At 62.2% G+C, this 19,198-nt stretch carries 18 protein-coding genes and 1 tRNA gene; 4 read left to right on the top strand and 15 right to left on the bottom strand.

Going from position 1 to position 19,198, the window contains the following annotated elements; genetic code table 11:
- Window positions 1–434: 434 nt before the first annotated feature.
- The 9 genes from AC1DZU_RS05845 to AC1DZU_RS05805 all read right to left on the bottom strand — a co-directional run bounded on the left by AC1DZU_RS05845 (window position 435) and on the right by AC1DZU_RS05805 (window position 10,034).
- Entirely contained in the window at window positions 435–854 is a 420-nt protein-coding gene (locus tag AC1DZU_RS05845; protein ID WP_477282626.1) for a hypothetical protein, read from the bottom strand.
- A gap of 24 nt (window positions 855–878) precedes the next feature.
- Window positions 879–1,889 carry an ABC transporter substrate-binding protein gene (locus AC1DZU_RS05840; protein ID WP_477282624.1) on the bottom strand — a complete coding sequence of 337 codons (1,011 nt, stop codon included), beginning with the start codon at window positions 1,887–1,889 and terminating at the stop codon, window positions 879–881.
- 573 nt (window positions 1,890–2,462) lie between these two features.
- A complete protein-coding gene (locus AC1DZU_RS05835) occupies window positions 2,463–3,590 on the bottom strand; it encodes an adenylate/guanylate cyclase domain-containing protein (RefSeq protein ID WP_477282622.1) in 1,128 nt (375 codons plus the stop codon).
- A gap of 13 nt (window positions 3,591–3,603) precedes the next feature.
- Complete coding sequence (locus AC1DZU_RS05830; RefSeq protein ID WP_477282620.1) at window positions 3,604–3,969, bottom strand: response regulator; 366 nt, start codon at window positions 3,967–3,969, stop codon at window positions 3,604–3,606.
- Window positions 3,966–6,620, bottom strand: a complete 2,655-nt coding sequence (locus AC1DZU_RS05825; RefSeq protein ID WP_477282618.1) for a GAF domain-containing protein — start codon at window positions 6,618–6,620, stop codon at window positions 3,966–3,968. Before AC1DZU_RS05825 ends, AC1DZU_RS05830 begins: the two co-directional genes overlap by 4 nt.
- Window positions 6,586–7,191 (bottom strand): SCO family protein, encoded by a 606-nt coding sequence (locus AC1DZU_RS05820; RefSeq protein WP_477282616.1) that lies wholly within the window; start codon window positions 7,189–7,191, stop codon window positions 6,586–6,588. The genes AC1DZU_RS05825 and AC1DZU_RS05820 overlap by 35 nt, the downstream gene beginning before the upstream one ends.
- Window positions 7,188–8,195 (bottom strand): ABC transporter substrate-binding protein, encoded by a 1,008-nt coding sequence (locus tag AC1DZU_RS05815; RefSeq protein ID WP_477282613.1) that lies wholly within the window; start codon window positions 8,193–8,195, stop codon window positions 7,188–7,190. Before AC1DZU_RS05815 ends, AC1DZU_RS05820 begins: the two co-directional genes overlap by 4 nt.
- Window positions 8,196–8,224: 29 nt before the next feature.
- Entirely contained in the window at window positions 8,225–9,238 is a 1,014-nt protein-coding gene (locus tag AC1DZU_RS05810) for an ABC transporter substrate-binding protein (RefSeq protein WP_477282611.1), read from the bottom strand.
- A gap of 391 nt (window positions 9,239–9,629) precedes the next feature.
- Entirely contained in the window at window positions 9,630–10,034 is a 405-nt protein-coding gene (locus AC1DZU_RS05805; RefSeq protein ID WP_477282609.1) for a hypothetical protein, read from the bottom strand.
- 236 nt (window positions 10,035–10,270) lie between these two features.
- Here AC1DZU_RS05805 and AC1DZU_RS05800 point away from each other — a divergent pair, with 236 nt between their 5' ends.
- Window positions 10,271–10,774, top strand: a complete 504-nt coding sequence (locus AC1DZU_RS05800) for a tyrosine-type recombinase/integrase (protein ID WP_477282607.1) — start codon at window positions 10,271–10,273, stop codon at window positions 10,772–10,774.
- A 117-nt stretch (window positions 10,775–10,891) separates the two neighbouring features.
- On the opposite strand, the gene AC1DZU_RS05795 is transcribed toward AC1DZU_RS05800, so the two are convergent.
- Window positions 10,892–10,967 (bottom strand) — tRNA-Ile (locus AC1DZU_RS05795).
- A gap of 135 nt (window positions 10,968–11,102) precedes the next feature.
- Between AC1DZU_RS05795 and AC1DZU_RS05790 the strand changes: the two genes are divergently transcribed.
- Entirely contained in the window at window positions 11,103–11,813 is a 711-nt protein-coding gene (locus AC1DZU_RS05790; protein WP_477282605.1) for an SIMPL domain-containing protein, read from the top strand.
- A gap of 252 nt (window positions 11,814–12,065) precedes the next feature.
- Here AC1DZU_RS05790 and AC1DZU_RS05785 read toward each other — a convergent pair whose 3' ends face one another.
- Both AC1DZU_RS05785 and AC1DZU_RS05780 read right to left on the bottom strand, forming a co-directional pair.
- Window positions 12,066–12,464 (bottom strand): hypothetical protein, encoded by a 399-nt coding sequence (locus AC1DZU_RS05785; protein ID WP_477282603.1) that lies wholly within the window; start codon window positions 12,462–12,464, stop codon window positions 12,066–12,068.
- Window positions 12,465–12,787: 323 nt separating this feature from the next.
- Window positions 12,788–13,234, bottom strand: coding sequence for a YcgN family cysteine cluster protein (locus AC1DZU_RS05780; protein ID WP_477283262.1), 447 nt, complete (start codon window positions 13,232–13,234; stop codon window positions 12,788–12,790).
- A gap of 197 nt (window positions 13,235–13,431) precedes the next feature.
- Here AC1DZU_RS05780 and AC1DZU_RS05775 point away from each other — a divergent pair, with 197 nt between their 5' ends.
- Both AC1DZU_RS05775 and AC1DZU_RS05770 read left to right on the top strand, forming a co-directional pair.
- Window positions 13,432–15,684 carry an OmpA family protein gene (locus AC1DZU_RS05775; protein WP_477282601.1) on the top strand — a complete coding sequence of 751 codons (2,253 nt, stop codon included), beginning with the start codon at window positions 13,432–13,434 and terminating at the stop codon, window positions 15,682–15,684.
- 320 nt (window positions 15,685–16,004) lie between these two features.
- The gene (locus AC1DZU_RS05770; RefSeq protein ID WP_477282599.1) at window positions 16,005–16,520 is read left to right on the top strand and encodes a TIGR00645 family protein; all 516 of its coding nucleotides are present in this window, start codon (window positions 16,005–16,007) and stop codon (window positions 16,518–16,520) included.
- A 108-nt stretch (window positions 16,521–16,628) separates the two neighbouring features.
- Here AC1DZU_RS05770 and AC1DZU_RS05765 read toward each other — a convergent pair whose 3' ends face one another.
- From AC1DZU_RS05765 to AC1DZU_RS05755, 3 genes are all read right to left on the bottom strand, one after another.
- Window positions 16,629–17,495, bottom strand: coding sequence for an SDR family oxidoreductase (locus AC1DZU_RS05765; protein ID WP_477282597.1), 867 nt, complete (start codon window positions 17,493–17,495; stop codon window positions 16,629–16,631).
- Window positions 17,496–17,605: 110 nt separating this feature from the next.
- Entirely contained in the window at window positions 17,606–18,250 is a 645-nt protein-coding gene (locus AC1DZU_RS05760; RefSeq protein WP_477282595.1) for a helix-turn-helix transcriptional regulator, read from the bottom strand.
- An 8-nt stretch (window positions 18,251–18,258) separates the two neighbouring features.
- Window positions 18,259–19,131, bottom strand: coding sequence for a S1C family serine protease (locus AC1DZU_RS05755; RefSeq protein ID WP_477282593.1), 873 nt, complete (start codon window positions 19,129–19,131; stop codon window positions 18,259–18,261).
- Window positions 19,132–19,198 lie beyond the last annotated feature (67 nt).

The raw sequence follows: 19,198 nt of genomic DNA, 5'->3' as shown, positions 1-19,198 counted from the left end.
GTGGTCGTTTGGCTGCTGGCTCGCGTCCCATGCCGTCGCGATTGTCTAAAACGTCCCGGCGATGGCTCTTAGGTGGCCGTGCGGCGGCCAGTACCACCGGCCCTGCGCCCGCATCTTACTTGGCCGCTTTTAGTGCAAAATCAAAGCTTATGATGGGGCCCGGATGGTCACCATTTTCTACAGGAAATCAACACGTTAGCGGATGGTTCGCCAAGCCGTTCCCTTCGTATTCTCTCGTATGGTGTGGCGAACCAAACGACCAAGAAGACGACTAGTTTCCATGCGAGCGGTGCCTGTGTTCTATCCACAAAGAGGGTCTATCAATGCATTTTGACCATAGCGCTATGAGCGCGGCCGCATTTGGGCCGAAACCGTAACGGCGGCTTTCGAAAGGCGAAGCTAGTAGGCAGCCTAAGGGCCAGCGGCTCCGGCGATTAGCACGGCGGAGGCGCCGACCAGCCGAACGCACCTTCTGACCCGAAGCAAAATACGTCTGCCACGACGTGATTGGCAGCTTTGCGCAGCATGTCGGCCGTTGAGCAGCCCAAAGCCGTAACCCAAAAGCGGACATTCGAGCGAACAGACAACATAACACGTTTGCGACATTTGTTGCCGTGGGGTTGCTGTTGATGGAAACGGCTGCTCCCGCGAAACAGCAGTCCTCCAGAGACAACTAATATCTGGAGGCTGGTTGCTGCCACCATCCGGCCGCGTTGGTCGCCGCGAAAATCGTGCAGCGACACGCGCGTCCCGTCCTGCGATGTCAACGTGATGTCCTGAGCCAGTCCGATTGTCGGCAGGCGCTCGTCCTTCGGCGCGTCGTGCTCACTCGCCCGAGCTATGACCAGCGCCAAGGCGTGACTGCGTCTGCTAGGGTCTCAGGCCTTCAACTCGCGTTTGAGCTCGTTGAGGAAACGCCAGTCCGTTCCGTTGGCCAGGATTTGTTGCGGGCTCGACTTGACCATGCCAGTCTCCTGCATGCGCAGTGCATAGAACCGCACGCTGTCCTCCGCGTCGAACACGCGCCACTTGTCGTGCTGAGCACCGTTCAGCGTCCCAAGCGCTTCGTCATAGTTGGGCAGAAAGCCTCGATCGACGAGCTGCTGTGCCGCCAACGACGGATCAGAAGCGCACAGGTCGGCGGATTTGAGAATGGCGCGCAACACCCGCTTCGTCGCGACCGGGTATCTGCTCACATAGTCCGCATTGCCAGCCACCATGCAGCAAAAATATTGCGACCACGGGCGGTCGGTCCCGTTGTTGACGATCGTATGGCCGATCTTCCGGGCGTGCAGGATCTGCGGTTCGGGCGGACCAGCCATGTAGGCATCGACCTTGCCGTCGATGAACATTTGCATCGGGGCCTGTTCTCCCTCCACCCACTCAATATCGTGCACGGGATCAAGCCCGACATAGTTGGCCATGAGGGCCGTCAGGATGTGAGGATGCGACTCCACCGACCCTCCCCCGACGCGCTTGCCACGCAGATCCCTGATGCTGCGGACGCTGTCGTTGCCGATCAACTCGAAGCAGCCGGAATGCACGCCGATCAGCACTTTGACCGGCACGCCGGCGTCGATGGACCTAATGTGCATCGACGGCATGTTCATGTCGAAATCGATCAGGCCGGCGGAGAGCCACTTGGAATTGTCGATGTGGGTGTCGCCTTCGACATATTGGATATCGGTGAAACCGTCGGCGCGCAGAAGTTCTCCGGCAAGGTAGATGGACGCCCAACAGTAAGCGCCTCCGACCCACTGCCCCAAGCGGACGGTTGTCGTTTCCAGAGCAGGCTCCCCGGCCGCACTGGATGTGCGAACATTGAGGAGCCCGGCACCGATCGCCGACAGGCCGGCCAGGAATGTGCGACGATCCTGCATTAGCTTCATCGGGACGCTCCTTTGGCAAATTGATCGTCCCTAGGAATCAACCAATGACGCCAGTAGAGGACGGACAATGCGTGAGCGCGCCGAGTAATCGCGAGTTGGAGCACGCCCTGTATAAAGGCGGGAGTTCTGTCGTTCTTCAGTCGCTGGCCAAGAACGCTTTCAGCCAACGATTAACGACCATACGCCTTCTCAACGTTCGTGGCGAGGGCAATGCTCTCATCCAAGGCCAAGCCCTTTACGGAACCCTCGTACCTTCCAGGGCGCTGACAAACGGATCCATCGGGTAATTGCCAAAAGGCGCCTTCTCGAACCAATTCGAGACGTTCGAGTTCATCCCAGGTGACGACTGGATCGGTCCAAAGTTCGCGTTCGCAGAGGGCTGGCTTGCGCCACGGACGCTGCACTCATCCGCTACGGCCATCTACTGACGTTGGGAAGTTTCCCCGAGCGAGGAGCAACGGCCATGGAACTCAAAGGCCATCCGATCCTGATCGGTCTAGCTGCCCGCATCCTTGTATGGCCCATTCAGTCGATTGCGCAGGAGGCGATCTATCTCATTAGGCACAGTGATCCCTAGCTTGGCCGACCGATCCACCGCACAATTTCATAGGCAGGCATCGGTCGGCGAAAACCCTTCAGCGTCAGTTCGCCAACGGCGACGGACTCAACTAGTGATTCGACGGCACCAACGACCCGCTGGCTGACGAGAATCTGGCGTGGCCTGGCTTCCTCGCATAATCGGGCGGCGTGGTTCGACACTGTGCCTATCACTGCATAATCGGCGCGCTGATCGAAACCGATCCGCCCGATGGTTGCATGGCCTCGGGCGATGCCGATTCCGAAGCCGAGCAAGTGATCGCGCTTGCGCCATTGCTCTGAATGCTCGTCAATCGCATCACGCATCGCCGTCGCCATGCGGACGGCTCTCTCCGTATGGTCGGCGCAGGGCAGTGGATCGTTGAAAACCACGACGATACCGTCGCCCACGAATCGCTCAAGAGTTCCCTCGTGGCGGACGATTTGTTCACCAAGACAGGCGTGGTATTCGCCAAGAACCGCCATCACCTCCTCAGGTTCGGCAGTCTCGGCGAAGGCTGTAAAGCCGCGTAGATCGCAGAAAACGACGGTCACCTCGCGACGGTGACTTTGCAGAAGCGTGTCGCCATTTCCCGCCGCAAGGATGAGGTCGGCGACCTGCTCGGGCAGGAAACGCCGGAGCCGGCCCATTCGCTCGATCTCGATCACCTGCTCCGCCAGGGTCTGCTCGAGCGAGCGGTTCCAATCGGAAAGCTGCACGGCTTGGCTTGCGACGGTATCGTGAAGCGCCTTCTGACGAAGCATAGACCGCACGCGCGCCAGCAGCGCCTGGTGCTCGAATGGCTTCGTCAGATAATCGTCGCCGCCGGCATCGAGCCCCTCGACCACGTCGCGCGCGTCGGCTTTGGCGGTGACGAGGATGACCGGAATCGCCTGCAGCGAGACATCCTGCTTGAGCATACGTACCACACTGATACCGTCGAGCTTCGGCATCATGATGTCGAGGAGGATCAGATCCGGCGTCAGTTCGCGGGCTTTCGCAAGCCCCTCTTCACCATCGGCGGCGGTTGCAACTTCGTAGCCGTTCGCCTCGAGGCGCATGCGCAGGATCTCGAGGTTTTCCGGAGTATCGTCGACCGCGAGAATGCGAGGTGGATCGTGCAAGGCACTGCCTCCTTCAAGAAAGGAACCCGCGAATCTCGGAAAGCAGCTGGCGCGGACTGAATGGCTTGGCAATGTAACCATCGCACCCAGCAGCAAGGGCTTTCGCCTCGTCGCCCGACAACGCGTAGGAGGTGACGGCGATAATCGGAATGTGCCGGAGCGCCGGGTCGGCCTTGATGCGGCGTGTCGCTTCATACCCGTCGATCACCGGGAGCTGAATATCCATAAGGATCAGGTCTGGCCTGTGCGCTCCGGCTGCAGCGATTCCGGCGGCGCCGTCCGCCGCCTCGATCAGTTCGTATTCGGTGGTGGCAAGGAGATCGCGAATGATCTGGCGGTTGTCCTCGGTGTCTTCCACCATCAGGATTCGTTTGCTCATGCCGCCCTCGCGTCCTCATTCACCCGGATTGGTATCTTCAGCCGGAATGTCGATCCTGACCCGAGCATGGACTCGACGTCTATGGTCCCACCATGCATCTCGACGATGCGCTTTGTGATCGCCAGGCCAAGACCTGTGCCACCCTTCTGCCTGGTGCTGCTGTTGTCGACCTGCTGGAATTCTTCGAAGATGAGAGCCTGGTCCTTGGACGCGATGCCGGGACCGGTGTCTCGGACGGTGATCTCGAAGTGCCCGTCGACCGCATCGGCAAGAATGTCGACCGCACCCGTTTCGGTGAACTTGACGGCATTGCCTGCAAGATTGAGCAGGACCTGCGTCAAACGGCGTTCGTCCCCGCGGCCGATTGGAAGGTTCTTGGCAACAGTCGTTGAAAGCTCAAGACCCTTCGCTCGTGCCAGCGGCTCGACTGCCGTAACGGTCGATCGAACAATCTGCGCGACGGAGTAGTCCTCGACCGCCAGCGTGAGCTGGCCGGCTTCGATCTTGGAAAGGTCGAGTACGTCATTGATGAGCCCGAGGAGGTGACGGCCGTTTGCCTGCACGCGCGCGACGGTCGTCTTTGCCTTGTCCGGGAGTTCGCCGTAGATGCCGTCGACCAGCAGTTCTGTGAAGCCCAAGACCGAATTGAGCGGTGTCCTGAGCTCGTGGCTCATATTCGCGAGGAACTGGGACTTGTGGCGGCTGGCTGCCTCCAGCTCCCGGCCTTTCTCCTCGATCTCGCGGAACAGCTTGGCATTCTGGATCGCGAGCACCGATTGGGCTGCGAAGGTCTCCAGCAGGTGGACAACCTGCTCATGGAAGACACCTGGCTTGTGGCGCCGGACGACCAGTGCACCGACGATCTTGTTGGGCCTCAGCAGCGGAACGATCAGGATACCGCGATATCCGGCTTCGACGATCGTCTTTCTTACAAGGAAGGATGAGGTCTCCTCGCTGAGGTCGGGAAACTGCACCGGCATGCAGCGCTCGGGTGCGTCGCCGATCCCCATGTCGGCCAGCCCGATCGTCTGGTGTGAGACTGCAGCGATAAGCTCATCGCTCATACCGAAGTTTGCGCGCGGACGGAATTGCTGCCGCGTGCTGCTGAACACGTAGATGGTGCCAGCATCCGTCTCCGACAACTGGACCGCTTTGGCGACGATCGTTTTCAGCACGGTGTCGAGATCCAGCGTCGAATTGACCGCCTTGCTCACCTCACCAAGCGCCTCGAGCTCACCAACAGACGCGGCAAGCTCGCGCGTCCGTGACTGCACCGCCTCGAAGAGCCGCGCATTCTCGATGGCGATCACCGCCTGGTCGGCGAATGTCTCGACGAGCGCGATCTCCTTGGGATTGAAAGGTTGCGGCTCAACCCTCGTCATGACGAATACGCCAACGAGATCACCTTCCCGCAACAGCGGGGCAGCGAGGACGGTGCGGAATCCGCCTGCCTCAGCGATCAAGGCAACGCGGTAGTCCGGATCAGCGGTCACGTCTTCGATTTGCACGATCCGCCGTTCTTCGATTACGCGCCCTACGGCGGAGCCTCGGCCTGCGGCAAGCGCTGGAAGTGGATTGGCGTCGACATAAGCACGGAAACTGGGCGGGTAGCCATGCGTCGACACATAGCGGAATACGCCATCCAGCAACTGCACGATACCACCCTTGTCGGCACGGCAGAGTCTGACAGCCGATTCCACCAACGTATCAAGCACGACCTGCAGATCGAAAGTAGAGCGGCTGATGACCTTCAGAACGTCTGCAGTGGCTGTCTGCTGCTGAAGGGCTTCATCGAGCTGCTGGGTGCGCGTCTCAATCTCCTGATACAGGCGCCCCAGCTGGTCGGAGGTCCGGTTGACGTTAGCGGCGAGCACTCCAAGTTCGTCGCGATTGGCGACGGCAACCTGTTGGGCGAAGTCGCCGGCCGCTATCTGGCTGAGACGCGCTTCGATCTTCTTGACCGGTTCGATCAACGACCAGGAGATGATGTAGCCGAGCCCCAACGCCAGCAGGATACTGCCGACCGCAAACGAGACCACGATCAGTCTGGACGTGCCGTACGCACCCTCGGTCGTTTCGATGGCCGCCACCATGTCGGCTTCGGCGATGTTGACCAGCTGGTTTGTCAGCCGCTCGAGGCGATCAGCCGACGGTACGATTTCATCAAGCTGAACCTTCCGCGCCTCCTCCGTGCGGCCGGCGCGGACGAGGTCTGCCACGTGCGTCCCGCCAGCCGTCAGCCGTTCGTACTCTTGCCTGACCTGGCCAAGCACTTCCACCTCGGCTTTGGCGACGAACTCCATGCGGTCGAGGTCGTAGCCGAACTGATTGAGCTGGCGCAGCGCCGCATCCAGCATCCGGTCGTCCTGAAGCAACAGGGCGGTGGAGATGCCGTAGAGCTGGGTGGTCGTATCGTGCTGTACCTGGCGGTAGGCAGCGATCCTGCGCTGCAGCTTGATCAACTCGTTGGTCTGATCGTTGACCCCACTCAGCACCTGCAACCCGACGGCCCCGAGCACGATCAGCAGGCCGACGATCGACAGGAACGCGATCAAGAGCTTGGTCTGGACGCGGGCCGGCAGCCGGGCAACCCAGCCAACGAGCCGGTTCGCTATGCTATTTGGATTCGTCCAAGAGGCTGACAAGGTCACCCCGGAACTCCTCCACGTCGAACCGGACACCAAGATACTGTACTCGCAAGATGCCATTGGGGTCTACGAGCGACGTCAACAAGGTATGGTCGACATCTCCGTTCGCCGCCTTCTTCGCGATGACCCCGTATTTCCGTCCCACCTCATGGACGACCGCCGGATCACCGGTAAGAAACGACCAGCCCTTCAGATCGGCGCCAAAATTCTGCGCATATTCCTTCAAGACATCGGGCGTATCGCGCTCCGGGTCGACAGTGATCGAAACGAAGTCGATCTTCGATCCGAACGCAGAGCCCAGCTTCTCCTGCACGCTGGCCATATGGGCGGTCAGCATCGGGCAGACGTCGGTACAGGACGTGTAGATGAAGGCGATGGCGACCACCTTGCCGCGGAAGTCGCGCAGCGACACCGGCTTGTGGTCCTGCGATGTCAGCGTGAAATCCGGTGCAGCGCCCATCATCGGCAGGCGCTCGCTGTCCCCGGCGTGCGCCGACGCTTCGTGCGCCGAGGTGTGCGCAGGCTCAGCGACGAGGGCGAGGAGCAGCAACGCACGCGTCGACCAGCGGCTCACGTCTTCATCTCGCGCTTGAGCTCCTTAAGGAAACGCCAGTCCGTACCTTCCGCGATAATCCTGTCGGGTGTGGAGCCGATCAAACCGATTTCCTTCAGCCGCAGCGCATAGAAGCGGACGGTGTCAGGTGAATCGTAGTCCCGCCATTTCCGGTAGGGCAGCTCGCTGATCGCTGCGAACGCATCATCGTAGCGGCTGGCGAATCCGCCCGCGACCAAGCGCTCGGCAACCAGGGCCGGCGCGGCGGTGCATAGATCCGCGGCCTTGAGGATGGCGCGCAGCACCCGCTTGGTAGCAACCGGATGCGCGGCCACAAAATCGCTGTTGCCGGACAGCATGCAGCAAAAATATTGCGACCAAGGTCGGTCCACTGTGCTGTTGACGATCACGTGCCCGACCTTGCTGCGCCGCAATTCCTGCGGGTCCGGTGGAAAGCCCAGGAACGCATCGATGTCGCCCCGCGCGAACAGCTCCTTGGGCTTGACCGCCGGGTCCACCACCCAGTTGATGTCGCGCGCCGGATCGAGGCCGACATAGGCCGCGATGCTGGCGAGGAACAGATGCGGCCCCGAACCGAGCCCTTGGACGCCGACGTTCCGGCCTTTCAGATCGACGACGCTGTCGATCCCGCGCTTGGCAAACAGCTCGAAGCAACCGGGATGGACGCCGCCGAGCAGAGTGAGCCGCGCACCGGAGTCCAAAGCGACGATCGAATTTGTCACGAAGTTGAGGCTAAAGTCGATCTCGCCATTCGCCACCGCCGAGGCCGTGGCCGCACCGGGGCCTGTGGCGACATAGGCAACCTCGGTAAAGCCCTCAGCGCGCAGCAGGTCCTCTGCAACATACTGTGGCGCCACGCAGATGCTAGGGATCTTGGCCAAGCGAATGCGTGTGGTCTCCGGTCCTGGCTCGGCAAGAACTCGAGTTGGAGCGCCGACGAGGCTTGCGGTGCCGGCAGCCGTCAGGCCGGCCAGGAAGCGCCTGCGGCTCTGGATGATTTGCATGTCTACGTCTCCCCTCGAGACAGATGGGATCAGGTTTTCAGCTCACGCTTCAACTCGTCGAGGAAGCGCCAGTCCGTTCCGTTGGCGATAATTTGTTGCGGGCTCGACTTGATCATGCCCGTCTCCTGCATGCGCAGTGCGTAGAACCGCAAGGAGTCTTCGGGATCGAATTCCCGCCAGCGGTCGTACCGAATGTCCTTCAGAGTTTGGAGCGCGTAGTCATAGCTGGTCTCGAAATCGCGATCGACCATCTGCTGCGCCACCCCTTCCGGATCCGACACGCAGAGGTCGGCGGCCTTGAGGATGGATCGCAAGACCCGCTTGGTCGCCACCGGGTATCTTGTCACGTAGTCCGTCGTGGCCGAGATCATGCAGCAGAAATACTGTGACCACGGGCGGTCGACGGCATTGTTGAGGATCGTGTGGCCGATCTTCTTGGCGCGCAGCTCCTGCGGCTGGGGCGGCGTCCCGAGGAATGCGTCGATCTTCCCTTCGACGAAGAGTTCCGTCGGCTTGACATCGTTAGTCAAGACCCATTGGATATCGTTCACTGGATCGAGTCCGACATAGGCGGACATGAGGGACAGCCACACGTGCCGCGAGTTGTTGAAACCGTTCACGCCCACTCTCTTGCCCCGCAGATCCGTGACGCTGCGAATGCTCTCCTTGGCGATCAGTTCGAGGCATCCGGAGTGCAACCCGGTCAGCACTTTGATCGGAACGCCGGCGGCGATCGACGCGACCTGGTTCGGCGCAAAGTTCACGGAGAAATCGGTCTCACCGCGTGCGATCCACACCGATTGGTTGACGCTTCTGTCGCCTTCTACGTAGCGGACATCGGTAAGACCCTCGGCGCGCATCAGTTCTCCGGCGATGTACGCACCTGCCCAACAGTAGGAACTACCGACCCACAGCGGCAGACGAACCGTGGTCGTTTCCAACGGGGGTTCCGCGTGGAGTGACCCTGGAAGACCGACGATACCGGCAGCGCCTGCCATTGCAGCGCCGGCCAGGAATCGGCGGCGGGTTTGGATGATCTGCATCAGAACGCTCCTCTTCCGATTGGCAAAAGCAATACTGGCCGGAACCGAGCAAAAGAGGTTTCAGCAGAGGCAGATGGTCTGGTGAGCGCGACGAGTAGTTGTGGAACCTAGCGCGCCTAGTCTAATGCGAGAGTCTTGCGCTCTCAGTCGCCGGCTCATTTATTAGCAACAGACGATATGCCACGATACGCCCAATTTGCGTAGGTAGCGAGCGCAAAACTTACTACGCCAAACGTCCAGCGGCTCGCTGTCTTTACGGGGTTGCGAATGGCCATTGCTGCGGCCGGACCCACCCGCTGAACGTCCGCTATCGTTCTTCGGACGCCAAAAGCCGCCATTCCGCTGTCGGCCCCATATCGCATCGGACAGGACCGGTGCCATCTTTCGAGTGTTAGGATCGTTGGCCAATATCAAGATAGCCGTAAGCTCGCAAATCGCTTGCTTTTGGCTGTACGTCAGAAAGATCTCGCAACTGCTTCAGCATTTTTTCCGCTCTGCGCTGGATGCCTGGACGTTCACGTGTGACCGCAGCCTGGACTGCGAGGTAGTCGGCGGAATTCGAGTCGATTGGTTTCATTGACGGCGGGCTCCGGTGCCCATTGGCGGTCGCGAACAAAATAAGAACGAAGCGACGCAGCGGAAGAATGCTCGGCTTATTGAACGCTTCCGTCGGATGCAGGTCGATCCTGCCTATCCGCTGACTTGGCGCGATATGCCAATAGAACATCTCGACGCCGACCATCTGCGTGCGACTATCGAAAGCGTCTTTGCCGCCAACCGGACGGTTGTCAAGCACCTGCTGGTCGCAATCAAGAAGCTCCTGCGGGTGGCGATCGAGGTTGAGAAATGGATCAAACCGCAGGACGATCCCTCACTGTCGATCCGCGTCCGCATTCCTAGATCGACCGTCAATCCCGCATGGCCGGTCCCCATTCGTGAAAGTTCGAGGCGCGCCATCCGATCGGCTCCCCGCCGCGCACCTGTTACGCGCTCGCTTTCTGGCTCGGCAACCGACGCCGCGATATCGCCGCGTTGGAATGGGACGATTTGGTCTTCGAGGAGATCGAACTGTTCGACGGCTCTCTGGAGGTGATCGAGGCCTTCGATTTCCGGCAGAAGAAGAACCGAAACCGTCACGGCGGGCGCGAGATGTTTATCCCCATCGTTGACAAGCTGGCGCAAGCGTTGGCGCCGCTCGATCGTTCGAAAGGCGGGACGGTACTGAAGAATGGGCGTCCATTCGCGGAAAAGAGGCTCACCGGTATGATGGCACATTGGAACAAGCAGGCCGGCATTCCGGAGGGCTACACTCTGCACGGGCTCCGCCGCACCTTCGGTACGTATCTCGCCGAATGCAACATCCAAGCGCGCGCCATCATGGAGGCGATGGGGCATTCTTCCATGACGGTGACGGACGAATATGTCCGGGAGGCTAACGAGAAGCGAATGGCTGTCGACATCGCCCGCGCCATCAACGAGCGTGAGGCCAAACGCGATGCGATGAAGCAGCGAGCGGCCCTGCGCGTCGTCAAGTAAGTGAAATCAACCGACCGGTGCGCAGGATGGCATATCGGCCGCCCTTTCCTTTGGGCCCATTATGGGCCCAAAACGTTTTGGGCCGAGGCATATTTTTATCAATAAAATCAACAATAATGGTGGGCCCGGAGGGACTCGAACCCCCAACCAAGCGGTTATGAGCCGCCGGCTCTAACCATTGAGCTACAGGCCCCACGCGGGCTGGATTAATGTTTTTCGCATCGCCGCACAAGGCTTTCCCGTCGGGCTTCCACGGATCGCCCAAATCAACCCATAATCGCGCTCTACGCGACCTCTGCGACTTTGATCGCGGACCAAGGAGATTTTCATGACCAGACGCCTTTTGCCTCTCGCGCTCGCCGCTGCAATCGCTTTTCCGGCGATGGCTGGAGCAACCGATTTGCCGACGCCGCCCCGCATCATTGTGTCGGGCGAAGGCGAAGCAACCGTAGCCCCCGATCTGGCGATCCTGACGCTCAGCGTCATGCGCGAAGCCAAGACCGCACGCGCGGCACTCGACGCCAACAACGACGCCATGGCCGCCGTGATCGCCGCCATGAAGTCGGCTGGCATCAAGGACCGCGACCTGCAGACCGCCGGCATCCAGATCAACCCGCGCTACAACTACACCAACAAGCCGGATGGCAGCCAGGAAGCCGAACTCGTCGCCTATCAGGTGACCAACACGCTGTCGGTGCGGGTGCGCGATGTCGACAAGACGGGCGAGATTCTGGACAAGGCAGTGTCGCTCGGCGTCAACCAGGGCGGCGGCATTGCCTTCACCAACGACAACCCGGCAGCGACCGTCACCGAGGCCCGCAAGAAGGCGGTGGCCAACGCAGTGGCCAAGGCCAAGACGCTTGCCGAGGCCGCCGGCGTCAGCCTCGGCCGGGTGCTCGAGATCACCGACCAGAACATCGCCCCGACGCCAATGCCGATCAACGCCAAGGCCTTCGATGCCGCGGCGGGCGCGGCTCCGGTGCAGGCCGGCGAGAATTCCTACAACGTCCAGGTCACCGTCACCTTCGAACTGAAGTAGGCGCCTGACGATCCATGGCTGGGCTTGCTCGGCCATGGATCCAGCCATGGCCAACACGTTGCATGAAAAACCCCGCGGGATTGCTCCCGCGGGGTTTTTTCGAGCCACGCCCTTCCAGCAGGAAAGGGGCTCGGCTACTCCCAGCTGATCTTCGCAGAAGATCGTGCTGCCCGGCTAACCCTCGATGAGGGTCATGCCGCCAGGCTGATCTTTGAAGGAGATCATGCCCTTGTATTCAAGCCGGACCCGGCCTCAGCGATAGATAACCGGGCAGCCGCGATCGTTGGCGAACACGACGACGACGCGGTCGCCGTACTGTCGGCCCATCACCTTCACAGTACGACGGTTGACGTCGAGGATGCGGACGCGGTGGAGACCCATGCGTTCGGCCTTGTCGAGCGCGCGGTCCGGCGAACAGCCACGGCGCCATTCGCCGCGGCGTTCATCACCCCAGCCGCGGCGTTCATCACCCCAGCCGCGACGTTCATCACGGCGATGGCGATAGCCGTCGTCGCCGGCATACACGCCGAAGCGCGTGTCGTTGTTGTTGCCGAAGCCGAGATAGAGGCTGTCGGCATGGGCCGGGATGGCGGCCAGCGTGCCGAGACCGACCAGAGCCGAAAGGGCTGCCGTCTTGATCGTGTTGAACATTGACTTCTCTCCTTGTTGCGGGCTTTCGCCCGTCCTCGTGAACCGATGAGGGGAGAATGCACTTGGCTGTCTGAACTCATTGCGAACCGGCCGTTCATCTCCGGTTCATGTGGCGGAAAGGATTTCGCTGGCCATCTACCATCGTCCACTGCAGGGGTGAATGCCCCAAAACGCCTCACTCAGTGCCCGGGTCCCAATCCAGCTGATTGGCTGAAGACCAGCTTGTTCGTTCCAAAGCGGAGCCCTATGGCTCTCGTCTCCAATGCGAGCCGTACGGCTCGCCGTTCTACGCGAGCGCTACGGCCATCGTCTCTACGCGAGCTTTAGGGCTCGTCGTCCAGCAGGTAATCAAAATAGTCTTCCGGCTCGGCAAGATCGGTCTCGCTCGCCTTGACCCGCCCGCGCATCGACATGCCGGCTTCATGCACGGTCTCGGCGCTCCCCGACACCAGCCGGTGCCACCAGTAGAGGTCATGGCCCTCGGCCACCAGCCGGTAGGCGCAGGTGCTGGGCAGCCAGCTGAGGGTGCGAACGTTCTGCGGCGTCAGCCCGACGCAGTCGGGAACGCGCGCCAGCCGGTTGGCGTAGTCCGAACAGCGGCAGCTCTGCGCGTCGAACAGCCGGCAGCCGACACTGGTCCAGTAGATCTCGCCGGTGTCCTCGTCCTCGAGTTTTGACAGGCAGCATTTGCCGCAGCCGTCGCACAGCGACTCCCACTCGGCCGGGCTCATCGCCTCCAGCGCCTTGGTTTTCCAGAATGGCGTTTCCATTCCCGGCATGTGGCCCCAGCCGCCGACAAGGTCAAGCGCGGTAGCGGCCGGAATGCGGCGGTCGCCAGGTGAATGACACGAAGTTGCCTTCAAAAGGCCGGCCAATCGCCCCGTACGGCGTCTATCGCAACCAAACTGGAACCAATCGGCGCAAGATCGGTTTCGGCAAGGATGGGACCCCACAAGGAGAGTTTTCGATGAAACGCCAACCACGGATTCTGGCAGGCACCGCACTTGGCCTGCTGATGGCATCCGCGCCGTTGGGCGCGTTCCCGCTTCAGGGAAGTGCCACCTTCGGCCCCGCCCAGCACACGTCAGCCGCGTTCATTTTGGCGCAGGCAGAGTGCGCCGAGGGCGAATCGGCCGAAGCCTGTGCGCAGAAGCAGCCAAAACAAAAGGAGCGGAAGAAGGCCGAGCCTGAGCAGCAGGCGGCGCCCGCCGCCCAGGGCGAGCAACCCGCCGAGCAGGAGCAGCCGCGCAAGAAGCGTGAGAAGCAACAGCAGACGGAGTCCGCCCCTGCCGAGCAGGCCGCTCCGGCTGTCGAAGAGCAGCAACCTCGGAGGAAGAAGCGCGATCAGCAGCAGCAGACTGAGCAGGCACCAGCCGAGCAAGCCGCTCCGGCCGCCGAAGCGCAGCAGCCGCGCAAGAAGAAGCGCGAACAGCAGCAGCAGACCGAGCAGGCGCCAGCCGAAGCGGCACCCGCCGAACAGGCCGCTCCAGCCGCCGAGGCGCAGCAGCCGCGCAAGAAAAAGCGCGAACAGCAGCAGCAGACCGAGCAGGCGCCAGCCGAAGCGGCTCCTGCCGGCCAGGCCGAACCGGCCAACGACAACCAGCAGGGCGAGCAAGTCAAGCCGCGCAAGAAGCACAAGCAGGATCAGCAGGCCGAGCCAACCACGGTAGCGCCGGCCGTCGAGCCCGCGCAGAAGCCTGAGAAGCAGAAGAAGCCTGTCGAAACGGCCAAACCGGCCGTCGTGCCGGAAGCTGCCCCGGCACCGACCGAGAAGCAAGCTCCGGCCGAAGTGGCGAAGCCCAAGGTCGAACCGGCTCCTGCCGGCGAACAGCCTGCTGCCCAGGGCGAGCAGCCTCAGGACAAGACCAAGAAGCACGGCAAGAAACTAGTTGGCGAGCAGCCTGCCACCGGCGAGCAGCCTGTCACGGGCGAGCAGCCTGCCACGGGCCAACAACCGGCAAATGGCGAAAAGCCTGCCCTAGCCGAGCAGCCGGCCAATGGCGGCAAGACGGCGCCTGTCCAGGGCGAAGCGCCTGCCGATCCGAACGCCGCTCCCATACTGGACAGCCAGAAGGATGCCGAGCGCAAGGGCGGCAAGGACCAGGGCCGCAGGAAGCCCGCCAACCAGAACGGCCAGCAGAATAGCGAGCAGCAGAATGGTGGGCAGAACGCCCAGCAAGGTGGCGATCAGGGCGGAAAGCCCGTGGTCGCGCCTGTCGATCAGGGCCCACCGCCCACCGACGACAAGGCCGCCCAGCAGGAGATCAAGCCCGAAAAAATCGTCCCGGTGACGGAGGAAAAAGGCACGCGCGTCGATCGTGCGCCCGACGAGAACATCCGCGACCGCCGCCGCCCCAAGGGCGTCGACGTGCTCAAGGAAATCGGCGACCGCGTCATCATCCAGCTCAACAACCAGACGATTGTCCAGAGCAATGACGGTCCGCGCATGAACCGCGGCGCCAAGGACGTCTATTACGAGGATCTGCCGCAAGGCCGCATACGCGAGACGGTCCAGCGCAGCAATGGCGTCCAGATCGTCACCATCCGCAACCGCTACGGCGATGTCATCCAGCGTTCGCGCATCACCCCCGACGGGCGCGAATATGTGCTGAGCTATGTCGACGAGCAGGACTATCAGGATGAGGGCGACTGGCGCGATCCCGGCGACGACCTGCCGCCGATGCGACTGACCATCCCGCGGCGGGAGTACATTCTCGATTCCGAGGACGTCGAAAGCCCGGACGACTACTACACTTTCCTCGAGCAGCCGCCTGTCGAGAAGGTCCAGCGCCTCTATTCGATCGACGAGGTCAAGCGTTCGGCCCGGGTGCGCGACATTGCACGCCGCGTCGACCTCGACACGCTGAACTTCGAATTCGGCTCGGCCTCGATCTCCGACACCGAGGTGCAGAAGCTCGAGGGTGTCGCCAGCGCCATGGAAAAGCTGCTGAAGAAGAACCCGGCCGAGACCTTCCTGATCGAAGGCCATACGGATGCCGTCGGCACGCCGGAGGCCAACCTCGCTTTGTCGGACCGCCGTGCCGAAGCGGTGGCGGAGGCCCTCACCAATGCCTTCGGCATTCCGCCGGAGAACCTGACGACGCAGGGCTATGGCGAGGAGTATCTGAAGGTCAACACGGCCGCGCCCAACCGCGAGAACCGGCGCGTCGCCATTCGCCGCATCACCTCGCTGGTGGCGCCGGTGGCCAGCAACAATTAGGTCATGATTCAAAACCATGACCTGGTTTGCGGACTCTGCACGAGAAGCAGCCATCCCCGGTCCTGCCGGGGATGGTTCGACATGTCAGGTTCAACAAGAATTGTACCGGCATTAGCGCCGGCTCATTGAATCGTGGGTTCACCCACCCCAGATTCTTGACAGGGCGTTCCCTGCCCCGTCCCGACTCCAGCGGGACGCATTGAGCCCCGCCGGTCCCTCGCCGGCGGGGTTTTTTGTCTTGCAAACAGGGACGACCTGACCGAAATACGAACCACCACCTCGCGGCCCACTATCCCAAGAGAACCAACCGGAACCACTCTATGAAGCGTCTCGAACTGGCCATCGAATCGATCATCCTTGCCTCACGCTGGCTGCTGGTCGTTTTCTATCTCGGTCTGGGCGTGGCGCTGGCAATCTATGCGCTGTCCTTCGGCAAGAAGCTCTACGAGTTCGTCGCCGTGGCGTTCAGCCTTGGCGACACCGACACGATCCTGAAGATGCTGGGGCTGATCGATGCCGCACTGGTCGCCTCGCTGGTGGTGATGGTCATCATCTCGGGCTACGAGAACTTCGTCAGCCGCTTCGACGATGAAGACGGCGGCGTGCATTGGCTGGGCACGATCGATGTCGGTTCGCTGAAGGTCAAGGTCGCCTCGACCATCGTTGCCATCTCCTCCATCCACCTCCTGCAGGTGTTCCTCAACTCGTCTTCGTATTCGACCGACCAGTTGATGTGGCTGACCATCATCCACCTCGCCTTCATCGCCTCGGCCTTCATGCTCGCCTATATCGATCGGCTGATGGGCCTGAGCAAAGGCAAGAAGGACGAGGCATGAGGTGACGCCTGCCGGCGTTGAATCAATCCGGCAGGATAGGCACCCTATCGCCTTGCATGAGCAGGATTTTCCGCGGCTCGAGGATTGGCGGCTGGCTGCCTCAAGCCTCTAATAGATCCGCTTGATCTTCGTGTCCGTGCGAGCAAACACCTCGTCCGGCACGAAGAAGTCGCCGGCCAGCGGTCCGGTCGCGCCTGGCGCATAGATGGAAAAGTCGCTGACGCCCTCGGCGCGCAACACCTCCTCGTCTATGTAGAAATTGCCGGTCGCCTCGCGTGACGGCCGCATGAAGATCGCATGCGCGGCATCGGCCATGATGTCGGGCGAACGGCTCATCGCCGCCACCGTCGCGCCGCCGAGCAGATTGCGCACCGCCGCCGTGTCGATGGTCGAGATCGGCCACAGCGAATTGACCGCGATGCCGTCCCTGGCGAACTCGGCGCTCATGCCCAGCGTGCACATCGACATGCCGAACTTGGCCATGGTGTAGGCGACATGGTTCTTGAACCATTTGGCCTTCATGTCGAGCGGCGGCGCCAGATTCAGGATGTGAGGATTGTTAGCCAACCTAAGGTGCGGAATGCACATTTTGGAGACGAGGAAGGTACCGCGTATGTTGATCTGGTGCATCAGATCGTAGCGCTTCATGTCGGTTTCCAGCGTGCCGGTGAGTTGGATGGCGCTGGCATTGTTGACGCAGATGTCGATGCCGCCGAACTTTTCGACGGTCTTTGAAACCGCCTCGGCAACCTGTGCTTCCTCGCGGATATCGCACAGCACAGGCAGCGCCTTGCCGCCGGCCTGCTCGATCTCTTCAGCCGCGGTGTAGATCGTGCCCGGCAGCTTCGGATGCGGCTCGGCGGTCTTGGCGGCGATCGTCACATTGGCGCCGTCACGCGCGGCGCGCAGCGCGATCGCCAGCCCGATGCCGCGCGACCCGCCGGAGATGAACAGCGTCTTTCCCTTGAGCGACATTTCCTTGCGCCTCCCTTGCAACACAGCAGGCGCGAACCTTTGCGCGGCAGGCGACCGCAGTGCAAGGTCCGACGCGCTGGACGCCGAGTTACGCTGCGTAGGGTTTGTGACTAAACCAGCACCAGCCCCTGGCGCATCGCGATGGCGATCGCGTCTGTGCGGTTGGCGGCACCCAGCTTGATCAGGATCGCGGCAACATGGAACTTCGCCGTGTGCACGGAAATGTTCAGCCGCCGCGCGATCACCTTGTTGGGTGCGCCCTCGGCCAGCAGCGCCAGCACTTCCGCCTCGCGCGGCGACAGCGAAGGCCGGGCGGCGTGCTCGTCGGAGGCTTCGTCGTCAAACGGCTCGCCATCGCCGGCCTCGCGATCGCCGGCATGGAAATCCTCATGGCGCCCGCGTTCGTCATCGCTCGTTACGCGATAGCCGGCCGCCGCCAGCCGCGCTGCCGCTGCAATCAACAAATCGTCCGCGCCCGCAGGCATCACGGCCAACACCTCGCCAGCAGGCCGCTCGGCGCGGCCCGACAGCAGCACCCGTGGCGTGGAGGCCGGCACGGCATCACCGCTGCTGTCATCGACGATAGCGACATCGGCGGTACCGCCGCCGGCCGCGACCGGCAGCAGGTCGTCGCTCGCGGCAAACGACGCAGCCAAGCGCTCGGCGCGAGCCGCGTCGCCAAGCGCAATCAGCACCACCAGCCGCCGCGAGGCGGCACCGTCATGCATGATCCGGTCGCTGGTGAGCGTGTCCATCACTCCTCTCAGGAAAGCGGCTTTTCGCCGATCGTCAGCGCGACATCGCGCTGTTCGCCGCCGCGCACGACACCGAGTGTCACCGAAACGCCGGCGCTGTCAGGGCCGAGCCTGCGGATCAGATCGCGCGGGCCATGCACGGCCTCGCCATTCCATGCCACGATGATGTCTCCGAGCGAAAGACCGGCGGCCTTGGCCGGGCCCTCGTCGTCGAGGCTCATCACCATCGCGCCATGCGCGTCGCGGTCGCGCACCGGGTGCAGCCCGGCGCCGAGATAGCCGCGCGCGACATGGCCCTTTTCACGCAAGGTCGCCACCGCCCGCTCGATCGTCTCGAAAGGCATCACCAGTGCCCGGTGGCGCGGCCCGAACAACAGCATGCCGATCAGCGCGCCCTTGGCGTCGAGCACCGGGCCGCCCTCGAAACGGCCGCCGGCACCGACGGCCAGATTGATGCGCCGGTCGATGGTGCCGCCGCGCATCGAGCGCCATGCCGGGCCGACCTCGCCGACCGAGCCCGACACGGCCAGCGCCGAACCCTGGCTGTTGCCGATGGCGATGGCGATGTTGCCGGGCCGTACCGCATCCGCCTCGGTAAGTGCAGGCGCTGTGCCCGCATCGGCCGGCTTCAGCAGGGCGACGCCGGTCGATGGATCGCGGCCTACCAGTTCGGCCTTCACCGTCTCGCCAGAGGCCAGCGTCAGCTCGATCTCCTCGCCGGCCTCGACGGCTTCCTCGGCGGTGACGAAGTAACCGTCGCGCCAATGGAAGGCGCTTGCCGTGCGATGATGATGCGTGGCGAAACTCGCCGTTGCCGGAGCCGCCTTGGCGGCGAGATCCGCGATGGCCTGGGAAAACGCGCTCAGATTGAAATCGCTCATATTGGTCTCCTGGGTTTCTTCATGCCCCAGATATCGCTCGGCAGCGCGCTTGAAGGTACTCGCCTGA

This window comes from Mesorhizobium sp. P2_A12, assembly GCF_056405075.1.
The sequence above is the reverse complement of the archived record's forward strand: the minus strand, read 5'-3'. Positions and strand labels throughout refer to the sequence as shown.

Coding starts and splice junctions, on each gene's coding strand:
- AC1DZU_RS05830 (WP_477282620.1), bottom strand. CDS start 3,969: ATGAGCAAACGAATCCTGATGGTGGAAGACACCGAGGACAACCGCCAG.
- AC1DZU_RS05760 (WP_477282595.1), bottom strand. CDS start 18,250: ATGGACACGCTCACCAGCGACCGGATCATGCATGACGGTGCCGCCTCG.
- AC1DZU_RS05810 (WP_477282611.1), bottom strand. CDS start 9,238: ATGCAGATCATCCAAACCCGCCGCCGATTCCTGGCCGGCGCTGCAATG.
- AC1DZU_RS05755 (WP_477282593.1), bottom strand. CDS start 19,131: ATGAGCGATTTCAATCTGAGCGCGTTTTCCCAGGCCATCGCGGATCTC.
- AC1DZU_RS05770 (WP_477282599.1), top strand. CDS start 16,005: ATGAAGCGTCTCGAACTGGCCATCGAATCGATCATCCTTGCCTCACGC.
- AC1DZU_RS05775 (WP_477282601.1), top strand. CDS start 13,432: ATGAAACGCCAACCACGGATTCTGGCAGGCACCGCACTTGGCCTGCTG.
- AC1DZU_RS05790 (WP_477282605.1), top strand. CDS start 11,103: ATGACCAGACGCCTTTTGCCTCTCGCGCTCGCCGCTGCAATCGCTTTT.
- AC1DZU_RS05840 (WP_477282624.1), bottom strand. CDS start 1,889: ATGAAGCTAATGCAGGATCGTCGCACATTCCTGGCCGGCCTGTCGGCG.
- AC1DZU_RS05765 (WP_477282597.1), bottom strand. CDS start 17,495: ATGTCGCTCAAGGGAAAGACGCTGTTCATCTCCGGCGGGTCGCGCGGC.
- AC1DZU_RS05780 (WP_477283262.1), bottom strand. CDS start 13,234: ATGGAAACGCCATTCTGGAAAACCAAGGCGCTGGAGGCGATGAGCCCG.
- AC1DZU_RS05785 (WP_477282603.1), bottom strand. CDS start 12,464: ATGTTCAACACGATCAAGACGGCAGCCCTTTCGGCTCTGGTCGGTCTC.
- AC1DZU_RS05815 (WP_477282613.1), bottom strand. CDS start 8,195: ATGCAAATCATCCAGAGCCGCAGGCGCTTCCTGGCCGGCCTGACGGCT.